Raw genomic sequence first — 18,927 nt, 5'->3', positions numbered from 1 at the left:
CGTCCCCCCCCCCCCCCCCCCCCCCCCCCCCCCCCCCCCCCCCCCCCCTCCCCCCCCCTCCCCCCCCCCCCCCCCCCCTCGCGCGCCGGCACGGGCCCGCGGTGCATCATCGAGGGACGGCCGGACGAGAAGGGGCGCCCGTGGCGAAGAAGAGCGACAGGGAACTCCGCGAGGTGCTGCGCCTCCCGCTCGGCGAGCGGGTCGCTCTGGCCTCGTACGACGCCCGGGCCACGCCCGGTGCCCCGGGCGGCAAGGCGGCCGCTCTCGCGGACACCGCCCGGATGGGCGGGCACCTGGCCGGGCTCCAGGAGCGGCTGTGGGCGGCGGGCACCGCGGGCGACCGGCGCCGGGTGCTGCTGGTGCTGCAGGGCATGGACACCAGTGGCAAAGGCGGCACGGTCAAGCACGTCATCGGCCAGTTCAACCCGTCCGGCTGCCGTATCAAGGCCTTCAAGGCACCCACCGAGGAGGAGCGCGCGCACGACTTCCTGTGGCGGGTGCGGCGCGCGCTGCCCGAGCCCGGCGAGATCGGCATCTTCGACCGCTCGCACTACGAGGACGTCCTCATCGCCCGTGTCCGGCACCTGGCCCGGCCCGCCGAGATCGGCAGCCGCTACGGCCTGATCAACGACTTCGAGCGGGAGCTGGCCGAGGACGGGGTGACCCTCGTCAAGTGCTTCCTGCACATCTCCTACGAGGAGCAGAAGCGCCGTCTGCTGCGCCGCCTGGACCGCCCCGACAAGCACTGGAAGTTCGAGCCCGGCGACATCGACGAGCGCGCCCTGTGGCCCGCCTACCAGGAGGCGTACGAGCTGGCGCTGGAGCACTGCGCCGCCCCGCACGCGCCCTGGTACCTGATCCCGGCGGACCGCAAGTGGTACCGGAACTGGGCGATCAGCCGGCTGCTGCTGGAGCAGCTGACGGCCCTCGGCCCTCGGTACCCGAAGGGCGACTTCGACGTGGCCGAATGCCGGGAGCGGCTGCTGAAGCAGACGTGAGCCATGCCGGGCGGGGTACCCGGCGGGCATGCGCGAGCAGCGGAAGGTCACCGGCTCCTACTGGCTGCGGACGGCCCCCGGGCCGTCCCACCCCGCCCTCGCGGGGGACCTCGGCGTCGACGTGGCGGTCGTCGGCGCGGGGATGGCCGGCCTCAGCACCGCCCACGAGCTGGCCCGGGCCGGGCTGCGGGTGGCGGTGCTGGAGGCCGGACGGGTGGCGGCCGGGGTCACCGGGTGCACCACCGCCAAGCTGACCGCCCTGCACACCCTCGTCTACGACCGGCTCCGGCACACCCGCGGGCGCGAGGGGGCCCGGCTGTACGCGCGGTCGCAGTCGGAGGCCGTCGAACACGCGGCGGCACTGGTGACCGAGCTGGGCATCGACTGCGAGTGGGAGACACGGGACGCGTACACCTACGTGCGGGACCGGGAGCGCGCGCAGGAGGTGCGGGCGGAGGCCGAGGCCGCGCGGGAGGCGGGGCTGCCGGCCACGTTCACGACGGAGACCGGGCTGCCGTTCCCGGTGGCGGGCGCGGTCCGGGTGACCGGCCAGGCGCAGTTCCATCCCGTCAGGTATCTGCGGGCGCTCACCGCCGATCTGATCGCGCTCGGCGGCCAGGTGTACGAGGGGACGCGGGTCGTCGGCCTGACGGAGGGCGAGCCGTGCCGGCTGACGACGGAGGCGGGCGCCACGGTGACCGCCCGGGACGTCGTGATCGCCACCCACTATCCGGTCTTCGACCGGGCCCTGCTGTTCGCCCGGCTGTCCCCGCGCCGGGAACTGGTCGTCGCGGGACCGCTCGGCGACGGCCCGGACCCGGAGGGCATGTACATCACGCCGGAGGAGAACACCCGCTCGGTGCGCACCGCGCCGTACGGCGCGGACGGGCAGCGGCTGCTGGTCGTGACCGGGGAGCACTTCACGCCCGGGACGGGCGATCCCCGGGCCGGTTTCGACCGGCTCGCCGCCTGGGCGGAAGCGCACTTCCCCGGGGTTGCCCTGGACCACGCCTGGGCCACGCAGGACAACGAGTCCACCGACACCGTCCCGCTGGTCGGTCACTTCCATCCGGGCGCCCGGCACACCTATGTGGCCACGGGCTTCGGCGGCTGGGGCCTGAGCGGCGGCATCATGGCCGGTCTGCTGCTGACCGCCCTGATCACGGGCCGCGACCGCCCGTGGCGCGAGCTGTACGATCCGCGCCGGCTGAAGTCGGTGGTGCGCGAGGCGCCGTCGCTGCTGAAGACGCAGGCGGAGGTGGCCCGGCACTTCGTCGGGGACCGGCTGAAGCCGGCCGTCTCGGTGGACGAACTGGCACCGGGCGACGGCGGGCTGGTCCGGGCCGGCGGCGAGCGGGTCGCCGTGCACCGCGACGACGCGGGCGCCCTGCACGCCGTGTCGGCCCGCTGCACCCACCTCGGCTGCCTGGTCGCGTTCAACCGGACCGAACGCGCCTGGGAGTGCCCCTGTCACGGCTCGCGCTTCGACGTCGACGGCAAGGTGATCCAGGGCCCGGCGGTCAAACCGCTGGAGCCGCGCGACCTCGACGGGCCGGGGAGAGACCGCCCGCCGCGCGGGTGACCGCACCGCCGCGCCACGTGCCATATCACCATACGAATAGGCATATAGCCGTACATTCGTACAGTGATCCCACTTGCACGCCGTATCATCGCCGTCTGCGCTCTGGGCGCGGCTCTCGCCGCCTGCGGGACCGCGGGCCCCACGGACACCTCCCGCCCGGCCACGTCCCGCGTCTCCACCTCCCCGTCCGCCCCGCGCCCGCCCGTCCTCGCTCCGGGTCCGGCAGGTCTGACCCCGGTCTTCGAGCACGGCCCGCGCAGCCTCGGCAAGACCGTCGCGCTGACCTTCGACGCCGACATGACGGCCGATCAGGGACCCCGCGCGGCCTCCGGCGAGCACTTCGACAACCCGGACCTCATCCGCGCCCTGCGCGCACTGAAGGTCCCGGCGACCATCTTCATGACCGGCCGCTGGGCCGACCAGTACCCGGCCGAGGCCCGCAGCCTCGGCCACGACCCGCAGTTCGAGGTCGCCAACCACTCCTACAGTCACTACGCGTTCACCGACGAGTGCTACGGCCTGCCGACCGTCGCGGCGGACGGGATGCGGGCGGACGTCGAACGGGCGTACGCCTCCCTCCGCGACGCGGGCGTCGCGAAGCCGCTGCCGTACTTCCGCTTCCCCGGCGGCTGTTACGACCGGCAGGCCCTGCGCGCGCTCAGCGGGCTCGGCGTGACCGCCGTGCAGTGGGACGTGGTCAGCGGGGACGCGTTCGCCACGGACGCCGACGCCGTGGTCCGGCAGGTGCTGGACGGCGTGAAACCGGGCTCGGTGGTCGTCATGCACTGCACCCGCAGCGCCGCCCCGACGACCGAACGGGTCGTCCGCACGGTCGTACCGGAGCTGCGCGAGCGCGGGTACCGCTTCGTGAAGGTCTCCGAGCTGATCGGCCAGACCGGTGGCCACCGCTGAACACCTACGCTGGGGGCATGAGCGACGAGGATTACTGCACCATCATCGACGCCACCAAGCCGCCGAGGGCCGACGGCCCGCCGTACGCGGAGTGCGTGCTGTGCCGGAAGCCGACGGAGTACCCGGCGTCCCACAAGGGCATCACGCTCTGCCCGGTCTGCGAGTGGCAGGAAGCGCAGCGCACCGCCTGCTCAGGGTGACCGGCGGGCGCTGAGCCGGCCGGCCAGGGCGAAGGCCCCCGCCGTGAACAGGGCGGCCGCGGCCAGCGGCAGCAGCGGCATCGGGGCCCGTCCGGTCTGCGAACCCGTGACCAGGCCGCTGATCGCGGCCTGCGCCGGGGAGCCCGCCAGCACCACCGACAGGAGTACGCCCAGCAGCATCGCGGGGACCGCGCGGCCGGTCGAGCGCAGCAGCGGGCGGTTGGTGAGCGCGCCGACGGCCGCGCCGAGCAGCGCGCAGGCGAGGGCGGCCGGCAGCCCGGCCGCGGCGGCCCGGAGCGGGGGTACGTGGATCCGGTGGCCGTTGCTCGCCGGATCGCTGATCAGCGTCACCACCAGGGTCGCGGCCACGCCGAGCAGCACCGCGGCGAGCAGCGCCGTCAGCAGGCACGCGAGGTGCGCCCGTGCGGGGCCGCGCGCGGCGGCGACGCAGGCCCGGGCCGCGGGCGGTTCGGCCGTGACACAGATCCGCACCAGCCAGGCGGCCACCGGCAGCAGGCCGGCGGCCGTGTAGCCGAGCGAGTCGAGGACCGGCTGACCGCTCTGCACGCCGATCCCCAGGAAGACGGCATACAGGATCACCGGTGGCAGCCAGCGCTGGGAGCGCAGCAGCAGGGCGGCCTGATAGCGCAGGAGCGCGGTCATGGACGGTTCCCGGGGTCGGAGGGCGGGGCCACGCTCACCACGTGCCAGGGCGGGCGTGCGGTGAGCAGGGCGCGCAGGAGGACATCGGAGTGCGAGGCGGGGACGGCGATCCGGTAGCGGCCGGGGCTGGTCTCCTCCACGGAGGCGGCGCTCCGCGCCGCGTCGGGCGGCAGCTGCCCGCCGGGCGGCCCCAGCGCGGTGACGAGGGCGGCCGGGCCGGCCGGTGCGCTCCCGCCGCCGGTACGGCGCCGCAGCCCGCCGTCGAGCACGGTGTACGTCGCGTCCGGCGCCCCGGCGAGGCGGCGCGGGTCGTGGTCCACGAACACCACGGCGCCCCCGGCGGTGGTCCGCTCCGCCACCGCCCGCTCCAGCTCGGCCCGCGCGGCCTCGTCGAGGCCGGTCCAGGCCTCGTCCAGGACCAGAAGCTCAGGGTCGCCGAGCAGCGCCTGGGCGACCGCGACCTTCTGGCTGCTGCCCTTGGACAGCCGCGCCATCGGCGTGCCGCCGTACGCACCCGCGCCGAACCGCTCGAGCCAGGTGTCCGCGGCCCGGGCGGCGGCGGTGCGGGACAGGCCGTGGACGGTGCCGAGGTGGGTCAGGTAGCCGGCGGCCGTGAAGGGCAGGGCGGAGGGGAACCGCTCGGGCACGTACGCCGTGCGGGGCCGGCCGGCGATGCGGCCCTCGGTCGGGGCGTCGAGGCGGGCCAGGAGCCGGAGCAGGGTGGACTTCCCGGTGCCGTTCGCTCCCTCCACACGGATGAGGGTGCCGGGGGCGAGGGTGAGGTCGATCCCTCGTAACACCCAGGGGCCACGGAGACCGTAGCGACGGCCCACGGCGGTCAGGCGCAGGTCACGGTGCATGGGGGCCATTCTGGACGCCGAAGCCCGCCGACAGGACAGGCAGGATCGTCTCTTGGGTCTTGGGTCTTGGGTCGATCTGTCTTCAGTCGTTCAAGAGGTTCGGCGGGCCCGGCCGGTTGCTCGCTGCCGCCGGAAATACCCTCCGCGGGGCACGCGCGTTGATCGGCGCGTCCGCGGCTTCGTAGGGTGGGCTGTCGTGAGCCATGTTCCAGCCCCCGGTGACAGTCCCTTCCACGTCGAGCGCACTCCCCGCGACGAGGCCCCGCAGTTCGTGCTGCCCCTCGTCGTACGGATCGAGCGGAGCGCGCCGCCCGCCCGTACCGACGCACTGGAGACGGCCGCCCGGGCCGTGCTCCGCCTGCTCGGCGACGAACGGGCACACGGCGACGGCGCGTGGGCCGAGTCCGTGCGGAACTGGGAGGACGCGCGGATCAGGAAGGTCGTCCGCCGGGCCCGGGGTGCCGAGTGGCGGCGCGCCGAGACGCTGCCCGGCATCACGGTCACCGGCAAGTCCGCGGAGGTCCGGGTCTTCCCTCCGGTCCCGCTGGACGGCTGGCCCAAGGACCTGGCGAAGCTCCAGGTGTCGGGCACCGAGCTGGACGACCCGGAGCCGCCCGTCGCGGCCGACACCGCCCAGCCCGTGCTGTGGCTGAACCCGGAGCTGGAGATGTCGGCCGGCAAGGCGATGGCGCAGGCCGGGCACGGCGCCCAGCTGGCCTGGTGGGCACTGTCCGACGCCGAGCGGACCGCCTGGCGCGACGCGGACTACCCGCTCTCCGTCCGCACCGCCGGCCCCACCGACTGGAGCCGGCTGACCGGCAGCGGGCTGCCGCTGGTACGGGACGCCGGCTTCACGGAGATCGCGCCGGGCTCCTGCACGGTCGTCGCCGATCACCCGGCGCTGCGCTAGGAGGACGGGCATGACGCGGGTCGACGGCCGGGTCGAGCGGGGCAACCGCACGCGCCGGCTGGTGCTGCGCCGCACGGTGGACATCGCCTCGGTGGAGGGCCTGGAGGCGCTCACCGTGGGGCGGCTCGCCGCCGAGCTGGAGCTGAGCAAGAGCGGGGTGTTCGCGCTGTTCGGCTCCAAGCAGGAGCTGCAGCTGGCCACCGTGCGGGAGGCGGCGCGCATCTTCACCGAGCGGGTGACACGTCCCGCCGCCGAGAGTCCGGCCGGGATCGGCCGGGTGTGGCGGCTGTGCGAGCTGTGGCTGGAGTACTCGCGGGGCCGGGTCTTCCCGGGCGGCTGCTTCTTCTACGGGGCGATGGCGGAGTTCGACGCGCGGACGGGACCCGTGCACGACGCCGTGGTCCAGGCGCAGCGCGACTGGTCGGCACATGTCGAGCGCACGATCGACGAGGCCCGTACGGCCGGGGAGCTGCGCGCCGACACGGATGCCCCTCAACTCGCCTTCGAACTGCTGGCGTTGCTGGAGACGGCGAACGCCCTGTCCGTGCTGCACGGCGAGGAGACGGCGTACCGCCGGGCGCGGGTGGGCATCGCGGCGCGCCTGCGGGACGCGGCGGCGGACGGTACACGGCCGCCTCGTCCCACGTAGCACCGCACCCCGGGGAGCGGCACCGGCCGCTGGAAAAAATCAGCACGATCGTTCGCTCAGTTTTATTCTCGGCGCATGACTCTGACCGGAGCGGACATCATCGAGCTGGACCGGATCGCCGTGCACGAGGCCGTACGGGTGGTGGAGCTGGCCGAGGAGCCGGACTGGGCGCGGGACACGCCCTGCGCGGGGTGGGATCTGCGCCGGCTCGTCGCCCATATGACCGCCCAGCATCTCGGGTTCGCGGCGGCGGCGCGCGGCGCGGGGCAGGACGGGGCGCACTGGCGGGAGCCGGAGGACATGGCCGACCCGGCCCGGGCGCACCGGTCGGCCGCCACCGCCGTACTCGCCGCCTTCGCCGAACCGGGCGCGCCGGAACGGCGGTTCGCACTGCCCGAGCTGGGCGGCAGTTTCCCCGGCGGCCGGGCGATCGGCTTCCACTTCGTCGACTACGTGGTGCACGCCTGGGACGTCGCCGCCGCTCTCGGCGTCGGGGTGGAACTGCCGGAGCACGTCCTCGGCGCCGCGCTCGCCGTGGCCCGGCGGGTGCCGGACGACCCCGCCCGCCGCGGCCCGGGGTTCGCCTTCGCCCCCGCGCGGCGGGTGTCCGCCGGATCCGGCCCCCTGGAGGAGGCGCTGCGCCTGCTGGGCCGTGCCCCGGAACGATGGCGGCCCGGACCGCGCTGAGAGACCGCGCGCCGACGCGCGGAACGGCCCGGTCCGGGCGGGGCCGGGCCGGGCCGGGGCCGGGCCGGGCCGGGGCGGGGGGGCCGGGCGGGGCCGGGCGGGCCGGGGCGGGGGGGCCGGGCGGGCCGGAACCTCAAATGTTGCTCTGAACGCGACGCCGGGGGGATTCGGGGCCGGCCGCCGGGGCCATACCCCCGTCACTCGACGCACGAGCACCAGGCCGAGGAGGGGGAAGCGCCATGCGGCGACTGGGCACGGGGATCGGCTGGCGGCCGGAGATCGCGGACGCCGTGGAGCGCATGCCGGGCATCGACTGGGTGGAGGTGGTGGCGGAGAACGTCTGCCCGGGCCACCTGCCGGAGTCGCTGCTCCGGCTGCGCGAGCGCGGTGTGACGGTGATCCCGCACGGCGTCTCGCTCGGCCTCGGCGGTGCGGACCGCCCCGACGAGGGCCGGCTGGCGGCGCTCGCCGAGCGGGTGGAGGCGCTCGGCGCTCCGCTGGTCACCGAGCACATCGCGTTCGTCCGGGCGGGGGGCGCCCTCACCGCCTCCCCGGCGCTGGAGGCCGGGCACCTGCTGCCCGTGCCGCGCACCCGGGACGCGCTGGAGGTCCTGTGCGAGAACGTCCGGATCGCCCAGGACGCGCTGCCGGTGCCGTTGGCCCTGGAGAACATCGCCGCGCTGTTCTCCTGGCCGGGTGAGGAGCTGACCGAAGGGGAGTTCCTGTCCGAGCTGGTCGAGCGGACCGGGGTACGGCTGCTCATCGATGTGGCCAACCTGCACACCAACCGCGTCAACCGCGGAGAGGACCCGGCTGAGGCGCTGGCCGCGCTGCCCCTGGAGGCGATCGCCTACGTCCATGTCGCGGGCGGCTTCGAGCGGGACGGCGTCTGGCACGACAGTCACGCGCACCCCGTCCCGCCCCCGGTCCTCGCCCTCCTCACCGACCTCGCCTCCCGCGTCACCCCACCCGGCGTCCTGCTGGAGCGGGACGAGAACTTCCCCGAACCCGCGGAGCTGGAGAGCGAGCTGACCGCGATCCGGGACGCGGTGCGGGAGGGCCGCGGGCGGGCGCGTACCGGGTCGCGGGCCGTGGGTACGGCGACTGCGGGTGGCGTCGGCGGAGGGAGCCGCGGTGCGGCTGCCGGGGCCGGGGGTGTCGCGGTCCTGTCGCGGCCGGTGAGCGGCGTCCGTACCCGGCAGACGGCTCGGGAGCGGCTCGGGGTCGCCCAGGCCGCCGTGCTGTCGGCCCTGGTGGCCGGGACACCGGTGCCGGAGGGGTTCGACCGGGTACGGATGGGGGTACAGGCGCGGGCGCTCGCGGCGAAGCGGGCGGACGTGGTGGCGAAGGTGGCGCCCGAGCTGCCGGTGATTCTGGGGGCGGGGTACCGGCCGGCGTTCCTGGAGTACGCGCGTGAGCGGCCGATGACCGGTGGATACCGGCGGGACGCGCTGGACTTCGCCGGCCACCTGCTGAGGGCGGGGCGGCCGGAGGAGGCGGAGGCGCGCAGGGCCCTGCGCGAGTGGTGGCTGGACCGAGCGGGTCCGGCACCGAGGTCGCACAGGCCGGCGGCGCGGATGGCTCGAGCGGCACGGAAGGCACTGCTGCGGAGGGGGTGAGAGGCCGAGCACCGACGGCACCCCCCCCCCAGGGGCACGGGGAACCGCGCGACCAGCCACCACGCAGCCGCGCCTGCACCCGAACCCCATCCCGATCCCAAACCCCCACCCGCACCCCCACCCCCACCGACGGCCCCCGACTCGACCGCGCTGTTCCGGACCGCCTCCGCCCCCGCAGTAATATGCCAAGCCGCACCCACCCACCCCCATGCACCCCTGGTGTGCGGTGCCGTACAGGAGGCACCATGCGACCGCGACCCCCGATCAAGGGCCGAGGCATATTCAGCGGCACCGGGCTCGTCATCACCGGCCTGGCGGCGACGACCGCGGCGCTGCTCTTCCCGCTCTGGTCCTACGCCGACCGCCAGGACGCGACCGGTGCGAACGTGCTGAGCGCGCACACCGTCACCACCCCGTACGGCCCCCTCTCCGCGCAGGACCGGGACTTCGTCACCAAGGTCCGGCTCGCGGGACTGTGGGAGCTGCCCGCCGGCCAGCTGGCGCTGCAGAAGGGCACCACGCCCGCCGTCCGCGCGGCGGGACAGCACCTCGTCGACGGGCACACCTCCCTCGACGCGCACGTACGGACCGTGGCCACCCAGCTCGGCGTCCCCCTGCCCAACGAGCCCAACGACCAGCAGAAGCAGTGGCTGGCCACCCTGGGGTCGGCGCAGGGGCAGGACTTCGACCGCCGTTTCGCCGGCATCCTGCGGCTGGCGCACGGCCGGGTGTTCTCCCTGGTCGCCGAGATCCGGGCCGGTACGCAGAACTCCCTGGTCCGTGACCTGGCCGACGACGCCAACGCGACCGTCCTGGACCACATCAAGGTCCTGGAGGCGACGGGGTACGTCGACTTCGCCGCGCTGTCCCGGGAACTGGCCGCCTCGGCCACGCCCGTACCGTCCCCGCCGGCGGTCGACCCGAGCGCCGTGGTCCCGGTGACGCCCTCGCCGGGCGAGACCTACTCGCTGCCGCCGGCGACCACCGCTCCCCCTCCGCAGCCGAGCAGCACCTGACCTGCACGGAAAACGGAACGTCACATACCGGCAACACTCCGTCCGGATCGTGAACAGGGCATGGCCTTCTCCTACGCCACTGGCATAGAAACACGTCATGTTCTGGGTCCTACTCCTGCTCCTGGCCTGGGCTTTCGCCGGCACAGCCTGTACCCGGCTGTGCCTGGCGGCCGCCCGCGCGGCGACCGTGGACACAGGCGCCACGAACGCCGCACACGACACCGATGCCGCGACGGCGGACCGTCACCTGACGCTGTACGAGGCGGCCTTCCTGTCCGGCGGCCCGACCCGGGTCGCCGAGGTGACCCTGGTCTCCCTGGCCCGGCAGCGGCGGCTGCTGCTCGCACACACCGGCTGGGCCACGGTGGTGGACCCGCGGGGGCATGACGAGATCGAGCAGTCCGTCATAGGGGCGATCGGCCCGGAGGGCCAGTCCCTGATCGCTCCCGCGCGAGCGCGGGCGGCCGGCGCGGAGGCGGTGCGCCGGCTGGCCGACGGACTCGTGCGCGCGGGCCTCGCGGTGCCCGAGGGCGCCGGTACGACCGTGGGGGCCGCCGTGCGCCAGGTGCGCGCCGCCACGTCGGCCGTGGTGGTGCTGGGCACGACCGCGATACTGCTGCCGGTCCAGACCGGCACCCCGCGACTCCTGGTCGGGCTGTGGTTCGCCCTGCCCCTCGTCCTGTCCCTGAGCTGCCTCGCCCTCGCCCGGTTCGAGGTGCACCCGTACTCGCGCTGGGCCTCCCCCGCCGGCCAGCGACTGCTGGACTCGCTCACCCCCGGCCCGGACGGCGAGGAGCGGTCGTTCCTCACCTCCGTCGCCGTACGCGGCATCCGCGCGATCGGTGAGCCGGAGCTGCGCGCGGCCTTCGCCCACCGCGACCAGCCATGGCGGGAATGAGAGCACCTTCGGGGGGCGCATAGGGGGCATTGGCGCCGACACCGGCCCGCCGGTGCTTGCCTTCACCGATGATCGAACGAAATATCCCTTTTGTTGTCGCCGGGCCGTGGCAGCCGTGCCATCGCCGCCGCGCACCGAAGGGATACGCGATGAGAGCTGCCGCCCTGTACTCGGCCGCCGGGTCCTTGCTCCTGACGACGCTGGCCGCCGCGCCGGCCGGCGGCACGCCCGCCGGGCCCGGGGCGCCCGGTGTGCCCGGCACGGCCGAACTGCGCGGCACCGCGGTGGCCGTGGCCCGCGCCCGGACGGCCGGCATCGACTTCGGTACGTGCTCCGCCGCCGACGTCCCGGAGACGCCGAGCGGTCTGCGGTGCGGCACGGTGACCGTCCCGCTGGACTACGCCCACCCGAACGGCAAGCAGATCCACCTGACCGTGAGCCGGATCCAGGCCACCCACAAGGATCCGCGCAACAGCAAGCGCAAGATCCCCCGGCAGGGCGCCCTCATCTACAACCCGGGCGGTCCCGGCGCCTCCAGCATGTACTTCCCGCTGATCGGCACGGTCCCGCGGTGGGAGCGGATCGCCGCCGCCTACGACCTGGTCGGCTACGCCCCGCGCGGGGTGGGCCGCTCGGCACCGCTGTCCTGCGAGGACCCCAAGCGGTTCTTCAAGGCGCCCACCGCGTCACCGACGCATCCGTCGGAGGCGTACAAGCGGCAGCGCATCGCCCGGGCGAAGGCGTACGCGCGTGGCTGCGCCCAGCGCTCGGGCAGCGGGCTGCGCCACTACACCTCCCTCAACAACGCCCGCGACCTGGACGTCCTGCGGGCCGCGCTGGGTGAGGAGCGGCTGACGTTCACGGGGGCGTCGTACGGCACCTACTTCGGCGCGCTGTACGCGGTGATGTTCCCCTCGCACGTGCGGCGCATGGTGCTGGACTCCGCCGTCAACCCGGACCCGGAGAAGATCTGGTACCGCAGCAACCTCGACCAGTCGGCCGCCTTCGAGGAACGCTGGGCGGACTTCCGGGACTGGATCGCCCGTCACGACGACGTCTACCGGCTCGGCGCCACACCGCAGAGGGTGCAGCGCAGCTACGACACCGCGCGCGAGCGGCTGGCCGGGAAGCCGGCGGGCGGGAAGGTCGGTCCGGGCCAGCTGCAGAGCGCGTTCCTGACGGCCGGGTACTACGACGACTTCTGGCCGAGCCGGGCCGAGGCCCTGTCGGCCTATCTGCACGGCGACCCGAAGCCGCTGACGCGGCTGGCGGCGCCGAGCGCCGGGAAGGCCGCCGAGGCGGAGAACGCCGGCGCGGTGTACACGGCCGTCGAGTGCAACGACGCGCCCTGGCCGACGGACTGGAAGGTGTGGGACCGCGACAACACGCGACTGGCCCGGGTGGCGCCCTTCGAGACCTGGGACAACGCGTGGATGAACCTGCCGTGCGCCTACTGGCCGGCGCCGCGGCAGCGGCCGCTGGACGTGCGGACCGGGCCGGGCGAACTGCCGCCGGTGCTGATCCTGGCGGCCGAGCGGGACGCGGCCGCGCCGTACGCGGGCTCGGTGGAGATGAACCGGCGACTGGCCGGCTCGGTGCTGGTGACCGAGCGGGACGCGGGCACGCACGGCATCGCCGGCGGCCCCAACAGGTGCGTCAACGCGTACTTCGAGGCCTATCTGCTGGAGGGCCGCCTCCCGGCGCGACGCGCGTCGTGCGCGCCGCGCCAGGAGCCGGCCGCCGTCGGCGGCCGGGCCGGCACGGTGCCTCAGCGGGACGCCCTCAAGGGCAAGGCCGACCGGCGCTAGGCGCTCCGCCGGGGTGCCCCGCGCCCCTCATGGGGCGCTTCAGGCCAGGCCCGCCACCAGCTCCGCGATGTCCTTGCGGCGGCCGGTGAAGAAGGGGACCTCCTCGCGGACGTGCCGGCGGGCCTCGGAGGCGCGCAGGTGGCGCATGAGGTCGACGATGCGGTACAGCTCGTCGGCCTCGAAGGCCAGGACCCACTCGTAGTCGCCGAGGGAGAACGAGGCGACCGTGTTGGCGCGCACGTCCGGGTAGCCGCGGGCCATCTTGCCGTGGTCGGCGAGCATGCGGCGGCGGTCCTCGTCGGGCAGCAGGTACCAGTCGTAGGAGCGCACGAACGGGTAGACGCTCACGTAGTTGCGGGGCGTCTCGTCGGCGAGGAACGCCGGGATGTGCGAGCGGTTGAACTCGGCCGGGCGGTGCAGCGCCATGTTCGACCACACCGGCTCCAGGGCGCGGCCCAGCCTGGTGCGGCGGAAGAGGTTGTACGCCTCCTGGAGCTGGTCGCTGGTCTCGGCGTGCCACCAGATCATGAGGTCGGCGTCGGCGCGCAGGCCGGAGACGTCGTAGGTGCCGCGGATCGTCACGTCCTTGGCGGCGAGCTGGTCGAACAGCTCCTGGACCTCGTCGGCGTATCCCGCGCGGTCCTCGGGCAGCACGTCCTTCAGCTTGAAGACCGACCAGAGGGTGTAGCGGATGACCTCGTTGAGGTCCTTGGCCAGCTTGCCCTTGTTCGGGATCCTGCCGGACTCGGTGGTGGAGGCGTCGTCACTCATGGTCCCTATTCTCCCGCTCCGCCGTGCAGGCTCTGCACCGGGTTGGCGGTCAGCTCCTCGACCCCCGTCGGATCGCCGGCCAGCTGGTCCACCGCCGCGTACGCGCTCGCGATGCACGCCGGGATGCCGACGCCGTCGTACTGCGCGCCGCACACCGCGAGGCCCGGCAGCTTGGCGACGTGCTCCCGGATGCGGGCCACGCGCGCGTGGTGGCCGACCGGGTACTGCGGCAGGCCGTCGGTCCAGCGGGTGACCCGGGTCCGCAGGGGCACGGCGTCCAGGCCGGTGGCCTCGCCCAGGTCGTGCCGGGAGACCTCGACGAGGCCGGCGTCGTCCCGCCGGAGGATCGCCGTCTCGCCGTGGCGGCCCACGGAGGTGCGCAGCACGACCACGTCGGGGTCCTCCTCGGCGATCCAGCCCCACTTCTGGGAGGCGAAGGTGGACGCCTTGATGGTGCGGCCGTCGACGGGCGGCACCAGGAAGCCGCTGCCCTCCGGGAGCCGCAGGTCGGCCCGCCGGTAGGCGAGGGTGACCAGGGCCATGGAGGCGTACTCGACGGCGGCCAGTTCGGTCGCGGCGGCGGGGGCCTCGGCACGCAGGAGGCCGGCGGCCGCGGGCGCGGGGACGGCGACGATCACCGCGTCGGCGTACAGCACGCGGTCCCCGGCGACCACACGCCAGACCGAGTGCGGCGGGGCCGCGGCAGGCTGCGCGAGCGGCGAGCCCCCGGCACCGACCGGACCGCCCGCGCCGTCCGCGCCGTCCGCCTGCGGGGGTGCCGTCCTTCTCAGCTCCGTGACCGGGGCGCCGGTCAGGATCTCGCCGCCGCGCGCCCGCACCGACTCGGCGACCGCGAGCGGGAGCGTGCCCACGCCGCCCTCGATGCCGAGGAAGACCGGGCCGGTCTGCGGGCCGGCGGCGGCCTTGGACTGGATGTCGCGGACGGCCGCCGTGAGGGAGTCGTGGGTCCGCGCCGCCTGGAAGAGCTGCGGGACCGCCGAACGCATCGAGATGCGGTACGCGTCGCCCGCGTACACCCCGCCGAGCAGGGGCTCGACCAGGCGGTCGACGACCTCGCGGCCGAGCCGGGCCGCCACGTACTCCCCCACGGCCACGTCGTCGCCGACCTCGGTGCGGGGCAGGGCCGCGTCGCGGTCGATGCGGGCCAGTCCCTCGTCGGACAGGACGCCGGAGAGCGCCGCGGCGGTGCCGGGCACGCCCATCACATGTCCCTTGGGCATGGGTCGCAGGGCGCCGCGGGTCCAGATCGAGGCGGTCGCGGTGGCCGGCGGCTGGAGCCGCTCGGCGAGCCCCGTCTCGCGCGCGAGGGCCACGGCCTCCGGGCGGCGGGCGAGCATCGACTCGGCGCCCAGGTCGACCCGCACGCCCGCGATCTCACCGGGCAGCAGCTTGCCGCCGACCCGCTCGGAGGCCTCCAGCACGGTCACGCGCGCACCGCGCCCCAGCAGCCGGTGGGCGGCGGCCAGCCCGGCGATACCGGCTCCCACGACGACGACATGCCCCGTGCTCGTACCCGTTGCGCTCATGCCCCAACTCTCTCAGACCCCACCGACACGCAGGCCGGGCGGTGCGGGCGCGGCCCGGTGTCCGCGCCGAGTCCGGACCGTGACCGCTTCGGAATCGGCCGTCGCCAACGTCCCGGCGTACTCCGCCGTCGTAGGAGCGTCATCGGTCTCAGCCATCGGGGGTACCGCCCATGCGCACAGCACGTTCCGCACGTTCCGCACCGTCCGCCCGGGCCCTGGCCGGGGTCCTGCTCGCCGTGTCCCTCGCGCTCGCCGGGTGCAGCGGCGCGAACGACTCGGGCGGTGACTCGAAGTCCGCCGCCGGCGCCGGGGCCCCGCAGGCCGAGGCGTCCGGTGCCGCGGCGGACCAGGGGAGGTCCGCGCCCAGGACACCCGACCTCAAGCCGAACGCGATCATCCGCACCGCGTCCCTCACCGTCGAGGTCAAGGACGTCTCCAAGGCCCTGGCCGCGGCCCGGACGGCCGCCGAGGAGGCGGGCGGCTACGTCGGCCGGGAGAGCACGGCACGGGACGCCGACGACCACGAGAACACCCAGGTGGTGCTGCGCGTGCCCACCGAGAAGTACGACGAGGTCCTCACCGGCCTCCAGGGCACGGGCAGGCTGGTGGACCGCACGGCCAAGGCGGTGGACGTCACCGACCAGGTCGTGGACGTGGAGAGCCGGATCAAGTCCCAGCGGGCCAGCGTGAACCGGATCCGCGCGCTGATGGACCAGGCGACCAGGCTGAGCGATGTCGTCTCGCTGGAGGGCGAGTTGAGCAGCCGTCAGGCGGACCTGGAGGCCCTGCTGGCCCGGCAGGCCTCGCTGAAGGACCGCACCAGCCTGGCCACCATCACCCTGTCGCTGACCGAGACGCCCGTGAAGAAGGCGGCCGGTGACGACACGCCGGGCATCGTGGACGCGCTGACGGGCGGCTGGCACGTCTTCGTCACGATGCTGCGCTGGATCGCCCTCGCACTCGGCGCCGCCCTGCCGTTCGCCGTCTTCGCCGGCCTGCTGGCGCTGCTGTGGCGGCGGGTCGTACGCCCCCGGCTGCCGCGCCGCCCGGAGTCCGCGCCGGCGATGACCGCGCTGGGTCCGCTGCCGTCGGCCCGCCCGGCACCGGAGTCGTCCGAGGGGTCGGACCGCGACTGAAATGCCCGCGCCCCGTAGCGTGTTCCCATGAGCATGAGCGGTGGGCGGGGCGGGACGGAACGGCTGGTCGTGATCGGCGGTGATGCCGCGGGCATGTCCGCGGCATCACAGGCACGCCGGCTGAGGGGGCCCGGGGAGCTGGAGATCGTGGCCTTCGAACGCGGCCACTTCACCTCCTTCTCGGCGTGCGGCATCCCGTACTGGGTGGGCGGCGAGGTCCCCGAGCGCGACCGGCTGATCGCCCGTACACCCGAGGAGCACCGGGAGCGCGGCATCGACCTGCGGATGCGCACCGAGGTCATCGGGATCGACGTGGCCGGGCAGCGGGTACGCGCGCGTGACGTCGATTCGGGTGCCGAGTCCTGGACGTCGTACGACAAGCTCGTCATCGCCACCGGGGCCCGTCCGGTCCGCCCGGACCTGCCCGGCGCGGACGCCCCCGGTGTGCACGGTGTGCAGACCCTCGACGACGGCCAGGCCCTGCTCGACACCCTGGCACGCACGCGTGGCCGCAGGGCGGTGGTCGTGGGCGCCGGCTACATCGGCGTGGAGATGGCGGAGGCGCTGATCAACCGCGGCTTCGGGGTGACGGTCGTCAACCGCGGCAGGGAGCCCATGTCGACGCTCGACCCGGACATGGGCCGCCTGGTGCACCGGGCCATGGAGGGCCTCGGCATCACCATGGTGAACGACGCCGAGGTCACCAAGCTCCTGACCGCGGAGGACGGCCGGGTCCGTGCGGTGGCCACGGAGGACGCCGAGTACCCCGCGGACCTGGTGGTCCTCGGCATCGGCGTGCGCCCCGAGACCGCCCTCGCCCGGCAGGCCGGCCTTCCCGTCGGCGCCCACGGCGGCCTGCTCACCGACCTCGCGATGCGGGTGCGCGGCCACGAGAACATCTGGGCGGGCGGGGACTGCGTGGAGGTGCTCAACCTGGTCTCCGGCCAGGAGCAGTACGTCCCCCTCGGCACCCACGCCAACAAGCACGGCCAGGTCATCGGCACCAACGCGGGCGGCGGCTACGCCACCTTCCCCGGGGTCGTCGGCACGGCCGTCAGCAAGGTCTGCGATCTGGAGATCGCCCGTACCGGCCTGCGCGAGAAGGACGCCCACCGGGTGGGCCTCCGGTTCGAGACGGTCACCATCGAGTCGACCAGCCGCGCCGGCTACTACCCCGGCGCGTCCCCCATGACGGTCAAGATGCTCGCCGAGCGCCGCACGGGCCGTCTGCTCGGCGTCCAGATCGTCGGAAGGGAGGGTGCGGCCAAGCGCGTCGACATCGCGGCGGTGGCCCTGACCGCCCAGATGACGGTGGAACAGATGACGGCCCTGGACCTCGGCTACGCCCCGCCCTTCTCACCGGTGTGGGACCCGGTACTGGTGGCCGCGCGCAAGGCGACGGCGAAGGTTCGTACGAGCGCCTCTTGAGAGGGGCGGGGGAAGCCCCCCGCGACGTGCCTAGGCCGTCCCGCTGATCCGCGGCAGGGAAGTGACCGCCGCGCTGGACGTCACAGCCGCCGGCTGCTCCCCTGCCGGCTTCGCGTGCGACGCGGACGGCCGGGTCGACCGCAGCCGGTAGCTCACCGCTTCGTCCAGCGTCACCGGCCGCTGCATCTGCGAGGCGAGCCGCCCCGCCTCCTGGCCGAGCCGCGCGACATCCTCCCAGGGAAGCCGCACCACCAAGGACAGCTCGGCCTCGCCGTCGGGCAGGGCATGCATCGCCGAAACCTGCGGAGCGTTCGTCATCGCCTGATCCTCACGTCGGTTGACCACACATACGCACACCTGCCCGACGGCGTTCACCGATTCGCGCGCCTCATCGCGGGCACTACTTCTGTGTGGTCATCCCCGTCCATGACGTGAACCCGGTGCGCCGCACCCCCTGGGTGACGTACGCGCTCATCGCCGTCAACGTCCTCGTGTTCCTCACCACGCCCGGGACAGGCGGTTCCGTGGCCGGCGCCGACAACCTGGCGCAGCTGTGCCGGCTGCACGCGTTCATGGACCACTACGCGGCGGTCCCCCAGGAGCTGATCCACCATCACATGCCCCGGGCGGTGCCCACGGGCGCGGTGGGGGTGGGCCCGCACGGTCCGGGCTGTGTCGTGGGCCCGCCCGCTTACGACAAGTCGCCCGCACTGTCGGTCTTCACCGCGATGTTCCTGCACGGCAGCTGGCTGCATCTGCTGGGGAACATGCTCTTCCTGCTGATCTTCGGCAACAACGTCGAGGACCGGATGGGTGCCGTCCGGTACTTCCTCTTCTACGTCGTCTGCGGCTACGCGGCCGGCTACGGCTTCGCGCTGTTCAACGACTCCTCACGCGATCCGCTGATCGGCGCGTCCGGCGCGATCGCCGGGGTCCTCGGCGCCTATCTGGTGCTGTACCCGAAGGCGAGGGTCTGGGTCCTCGTCCCGTTCCTGGTCTTCCTGCCGCTCAGGCTGCCCGCCTGGCTGGTGCTGGGTTTCTGGTTCGTACTCCAGGCGGTGTACTCCTCCGGGCACGGCGTCTCCGGAGCCGGAACCGTGGCGTACGCGGCCCATGTGGTCGGCTTCGTGGCGGGCATGCTGCTGGCCTGGCCGCTCAAGCCGGGCACGCCTCCCCCGCCGGAGCCGCCCGGCCTGCTGTTCGGCAGGCGGGCACGGCCCCACTACTCGTGGTGAGTCGGCGG

Annotated in this window: 19 protein-coding genes; 14 read left to right on the top strand and 5 right to left on the bottom strand. The window is 74.4% G+C overall.

Annotation, left to right across the window (positions count from 1 at the left end):
- Positions 1-140 precede the first annotated feature (140 nt).
- From ACZ5CW_RS21045 to ACZ5CW_RS21030, 4 genes are all read left to right on the top strand, one after another.
- Positions 141-998 carry a PPK2 family polyphosphate kinase gene (locus ACZ5CW_RS21045; RefSeq protein ID WP_468603472.1) on the top strand — a complete coding sequence of 286 codons (858 nt, stop codon included), beginning with the start codon at positions 141-143 and terminating at the stop codon, positions 996-998.
- Between the two features lie 28 nt (positions 999-1,026).
- The gene (locus ACZ5CW_RS21040; RefSeq protein ID WP_468603470.1) at positions 1,027-2,580 is read left to right on the top strand and encodes an FAD-dependent oxidoreductase; all 1,554 of its coding nucleotides are present in this window, start codon (positions 1,027-1,029) and stop codon (positions 2,578-2,580) included.
- A gap of 63 nt (positions 2,581-2,643) precedes the next feature.
- A complete protein-coding gene (locus tag ACZ5CW_RS21035; RefSeq protein WP_468603468.1) occupies positions 2,644-3,492 on the top strand; it encodes a polysaccharide deacetylase family protein in 849 nt (282 codons plus the stop codon).
- A gap of 17 nt (positions 3,493-3,509) precedes the next feature.
- Positions 3,510-3,692 (top strand): hypothetical protein, encoded by a 183-nt coding sequence (locus ACZ5CW_RS21030; RefSeq protein ID WP_468603466.1) that lies wholly within the window; start codon positions 3,510-3,512, stop codon positions 3,690-3,692.
- Here the strand turns inward: ACZ5CW_RS21030 and ACZ5CW_RS21025 are convergent.
- Both ACZ5CW_RS21025 and ACZ5CW_RS21020 read right to left on the bottom strand, forming a co-directional pair.
- Positions 3,684-4,355, bottom strand: a complete 672-nt coding sequence (locus tag ACZ5CW_RS21025; RefSeq protein WP_468603464.1) for an ABC transporter — start codon at positions 4,353-4,355, stop codon at positions 3,684-3,686. The two genes, ACZ5CW_RS21030 and ACZ5CW_RS21025, sit on opposite strands and share 9 nt — an antisense overlap.
- Positions 4,352-5,215: an ABC transporter ATP-binding protein gene (locus ACZ5CW_RS21020; RefSeq protein WP_468603462.1), complete on the bottom strand. Its 864-nt coding sequence runs from the start codon at positions 5,213-5,215 to the stop codon at positions 4,352-4,354. The genes ACZ5CW_RS21025 and ACZ5CW_RS21020 overlap by 4 nt, the downstream gene beginning before the upstream one ends.
- 196 nt (positions 5,216-5,411) lie before the next feature.
- On the opposite strand from ACZ5CW_RS21020, the gene ACZ5CW_RS21015 reads away from it, so the two are divergent.
- The 7 genes from ACZ5CW_RS21015 (at position 5,412) to ACZ5CW_RS20985 (ending at position 12,802) form a co-directional block, all read left to right on the top strand.
- Complete coding sequence (locus tag ACZ5CW_RS21015; RefSeq protein WP_468603460.1) at positions 5,412-6,125, top strand: aminoacyl-tRNA hydrolase; 714 nt, start codon at positions 5,412-5,414, stop codon at positions 6,123-6,125.
- A 10-nt stretch (positions 6,126-6,135) separates the two neighbouring features.
- The gene (locus tag ACZ5CW_RS21010; protein WP_468603458.1) at positions 6,136-6,774 is read left to right on the top strand and encodes a TetR/AcrR family transcriptional regulator; all 639 of its coding nucleotides are present in this window, start codon (positions 6,136-6,138) and stop codon (positions 6,772-6,774) included.
- Positions 6,775-6,849: 75 nt separating this feature from the next.
- A complete protein-coding gene (locus ACZ5CW_RS21005; protein ID WP_468603456.1) occupies positions 6,850-7,461 on the top strand; it encodes a TIGR03086 family metal-binding protein in 612 nt (203 codons plus the stop codon).
- Positions 7,462-7,700: 239 nt separating this feature from the next.
- Positions 7,701-9,080 carry an MbnB/TglH/ChrH family RiPP precursor modification enzyme gene (locus ACZ5CW_RS21000; RefSeq protein WP_468603454.1) on the top strand — a complete coding sequence of 460 codons (1,380 nt, stop codon included), beginning with the start codon at positions 7,701-7,703 and terminating at the stop codon, positions 9,078-9,080.
- A 245-nt stretch (positions 9,081-9,325) separates the two neighbouring features.
- A complete protein-coding gene (locus ACZ5CW_RS20995) occupies positions 9,326-10,096 on the top strand; it encodes a DUF4142 domain-containing protein (RefSeq protein ID WP_468603452.1) in 771 nt (256 codons plus the stop codon).
- Between the two features lie 97 nt (positions 10,097-10,193).
- A complete protein-coding gene (locus ACZ5CW_RS20990; protein WP_468603450.1) occupies positions 10,194-10,994 on the top strand; it encodes a TIGR04222 domain-containing membrane protein in 801 nt (266 codons plus the stop codon).
- Positions 10,995-11,143: 149 nt separating this feature from the next.
- Entirely contained in the window at positions 11,144-12,802 is a 1,659-nt protein-coding gene (locus ACZ5CW_RS20985; RefSeq protein ID WP_468603448.1) for an alpha/beta hydrolase, read from the top strand.
- Between the two features lie 39 nt (positions 12,803-12,841).
- Here the strand turns inward: ACZ5CW_RS20985 and hemQ are convergent, their stop codons facing one another.
- Both hemQ and hemG read right to left on the bottom strand, forming a co-directional pair.
- Positions 12,842-13,573 (bottom strand): hydrogen peroxide-dependent heme synthase, encoded by a 732-nt coding sequence (gene hemQ / locus ACZ5CW_RS20980; protein WP_468603446.1) that lies wholly within the window; start codon positions 13,571-13,573, stop codon positions 12,842-12,844.
- A 5-nt stretch (positions 13,574-13,578) separates the two neighbouring features.
- Positions 13,579-15,120, bottom strand: a complete 1,542-nt coding sequence (gene hemG / locus ACZ5CW_RS20975; RefSeq protein ID WP_468603444.1) for a protoporphyrinogen oxidase — start codon at positions 15,118-15,120, stop codon at positions 13,579-13,581.
- 170 nt (positions 15,121-15,290) lie between these two features.
- On the opposite strand from hemG, the gene ACZ5CW_RS20970 reads away from it, so the two are divergent.
- Complete coding sequence (locus ACZ5CW_RS20970) at positions 15,291-16,256, top strand: DUF4349 domain-containing protein (protein WP_468603442.1); 966 nt, start codon at positions 15,291-15,293, stop codon at positions 16,254-16,256.
- Between the two features lie 27 nt (positions 16,257-16,283).
- A complete protein-coding gene (locus tag ACZ5CW_RS20965; RefSeq protein WP_468603440.1) occupies positions 16,284-17,684 on the top strand; it encodes an FAD-dependent oxidoreductase in 1,401 nt (466 codons plus the stop codon).
- A gap of 30 nt (positions 17,685-17,714) precedes the next feature.
- On the opposite strand, the gene ACZ5CW_RS20960 is transcribed toward ACZ5CW_RS20965, so the two are convergent.
- Positions 17,715-18,002 carry a hypothetical protein gene (locus tag ACZ5CW_RS20960; protein ID WP_468603438.1) on the bottom strand — a complete coding sequence of 96 codons (288 nt, stop codon included), beginning with the start codon at positions 18,000-18,002 and terminating at the stop codon, positions 17,715-17,717.
- A gap of 92 nt (positions 18,003-18,094) precedes the next feature.
- Here ACZ5CW_RS20960 and ACZ5CW_RS20955 point away from each other — a divergent pair, with 92 nt between their 5' ends.
- Positions 18,095-18,919, top strand: coding sequence for a rhomboid family intramembrane serine protease (locus ACZ5CW_RS20955; RefSeq protein ID WP_468603436.1), 825 nt, complete (start codon positions 18,095-18,097; stop codon positions 18,917-18,919).
- Positions 18,920-18,927: the final 8 nt, after the last annotated feature.

It is taken from the genome of Streptomyces sp. NPDC031379, assembly GCF_055569615.1.
The sequence above is the reverse complement of the archived record's forward strand: the minus strand, read 5'-3'. Positions and strand labels throughout refer to the sequence as shown.

What these genes read in the sequence shown, in the direction of transcription:
- ACZ5CW_RS21040 (WP_468603470.1), top strand. Translation starts at nt 1,027, where the DNA reads ATGCGCGAGCAGCGGAAGGTCACCGGCTCCTACTGGCTGCGGACGGCC.
- ACZ5CW_RS21030 (WP_468603466.1), top strand. Translation starts at nt 3,510, where the DNA reads ATGAGCGACGAGGATTACTGCACCATCATCGACGCCACCAAGCCGCCG.
- ACZ5CW_RS21025 (WP_468603464.1), bottom strand. Translation starts at nt 4,355, where the DNA reads ATGACCGCGCTCCTGCGCTATCAGGCCGCCCTGCTGCTGCGCTCCCAG.
- ACZ5CW_RS21020 (WP_468603462.1), bottom strand. Translation starts at nt 5,215, where the DNA reads ATGCACCGTGACCTGCGCCTGACCGCCGTGGGCCGTCGCTACGGTCTC.
- ACZ5CW_RS21010 (WP_468603458.1), top strand. Translation starts at nt 6,136, where the DNA reads ATGACGCGGGTCGACGGCCGGGTCGAGCGGGGCAACCGCACGCGCCGG.
- ACZ5CW_RS21005 (WP_468603456.1), top strand. Translation starts at nt 6,850, where the DNA reads ATGACTCTGACCGGAGCGGACATCATCGAGCTGGACCGGATCGCCGTG.
- ACZ5CW_RS21000 (WP_468603454.1), top strand. Translation starts at nt 7,701, where the DNA reads ATGCGGCGACTGGGCACGGGGATCGGCTGGCGGCCGGAGATCGCGGAC.
- ACZ5CW_RS20995 (WP_468603452.1), top strand. Translation starts at nt 9,326, where the DNA reads ATGCGACCGCGACCCCCGATCAAGGGCCGAGGCATATTCAGCGGCACC.
- ACZ5CW_RS20990 (WP_468603450.1), top strand. Translation starts at nt 10,194, where the DNA reads ATGTTCTGGGTCCTACTCCTGCTCCTGGCCTGGGCTTTCGCCGGCACA.
- ACZ5CW_RS20985 (WP_468603448.1), top strand. Translation starts at nt 11,144, where the DNA reads ATGAGAGCTGCCGCCCTGTACTCGGCCGCCGGGTCCTTGCTCCTGACG.
- hemQ (WP_468603446.1), bottom strand. Translation starts at nt 13,573, where the DNA reads ATGAGTGACGACGCCTCCACCACCGAGTCCGGCAGGATCCCGAACAAG.
- hemG (WP_468603444.1), bottom strand. Translation starts at nt 15,120, where the DNA reads ATGAGCGCAACGGGTACGAGCACGGGGCATGTCGTCGTCGTGGGAGCC.
- ACZ5CW_RS20970 (WP_468603442.1), top strand. Translation starts at nt 15,291, where the DNA reads ATGCGCACAGCACGTTCCGCACGTTCCGCACCGTCCGCCCGGGCCCTG.
- ACZ5CW_RS20965 (WP_468603440.1), top strand. Translation starts at nt 16,284, where the DNA reads ATGAGCATGAGCGGTGGGCGGGGCGGGACGGAACGGCTGGTCGTGATC.
- ACZ5CW_RS20960 (WP_468603438.1), bottom strand. Translation starts at nt 18,002, where the DNA reads ATGACGAACGCTCCGCAGGTTTCGGCGATGCATGCCCTGCCCGACGGC.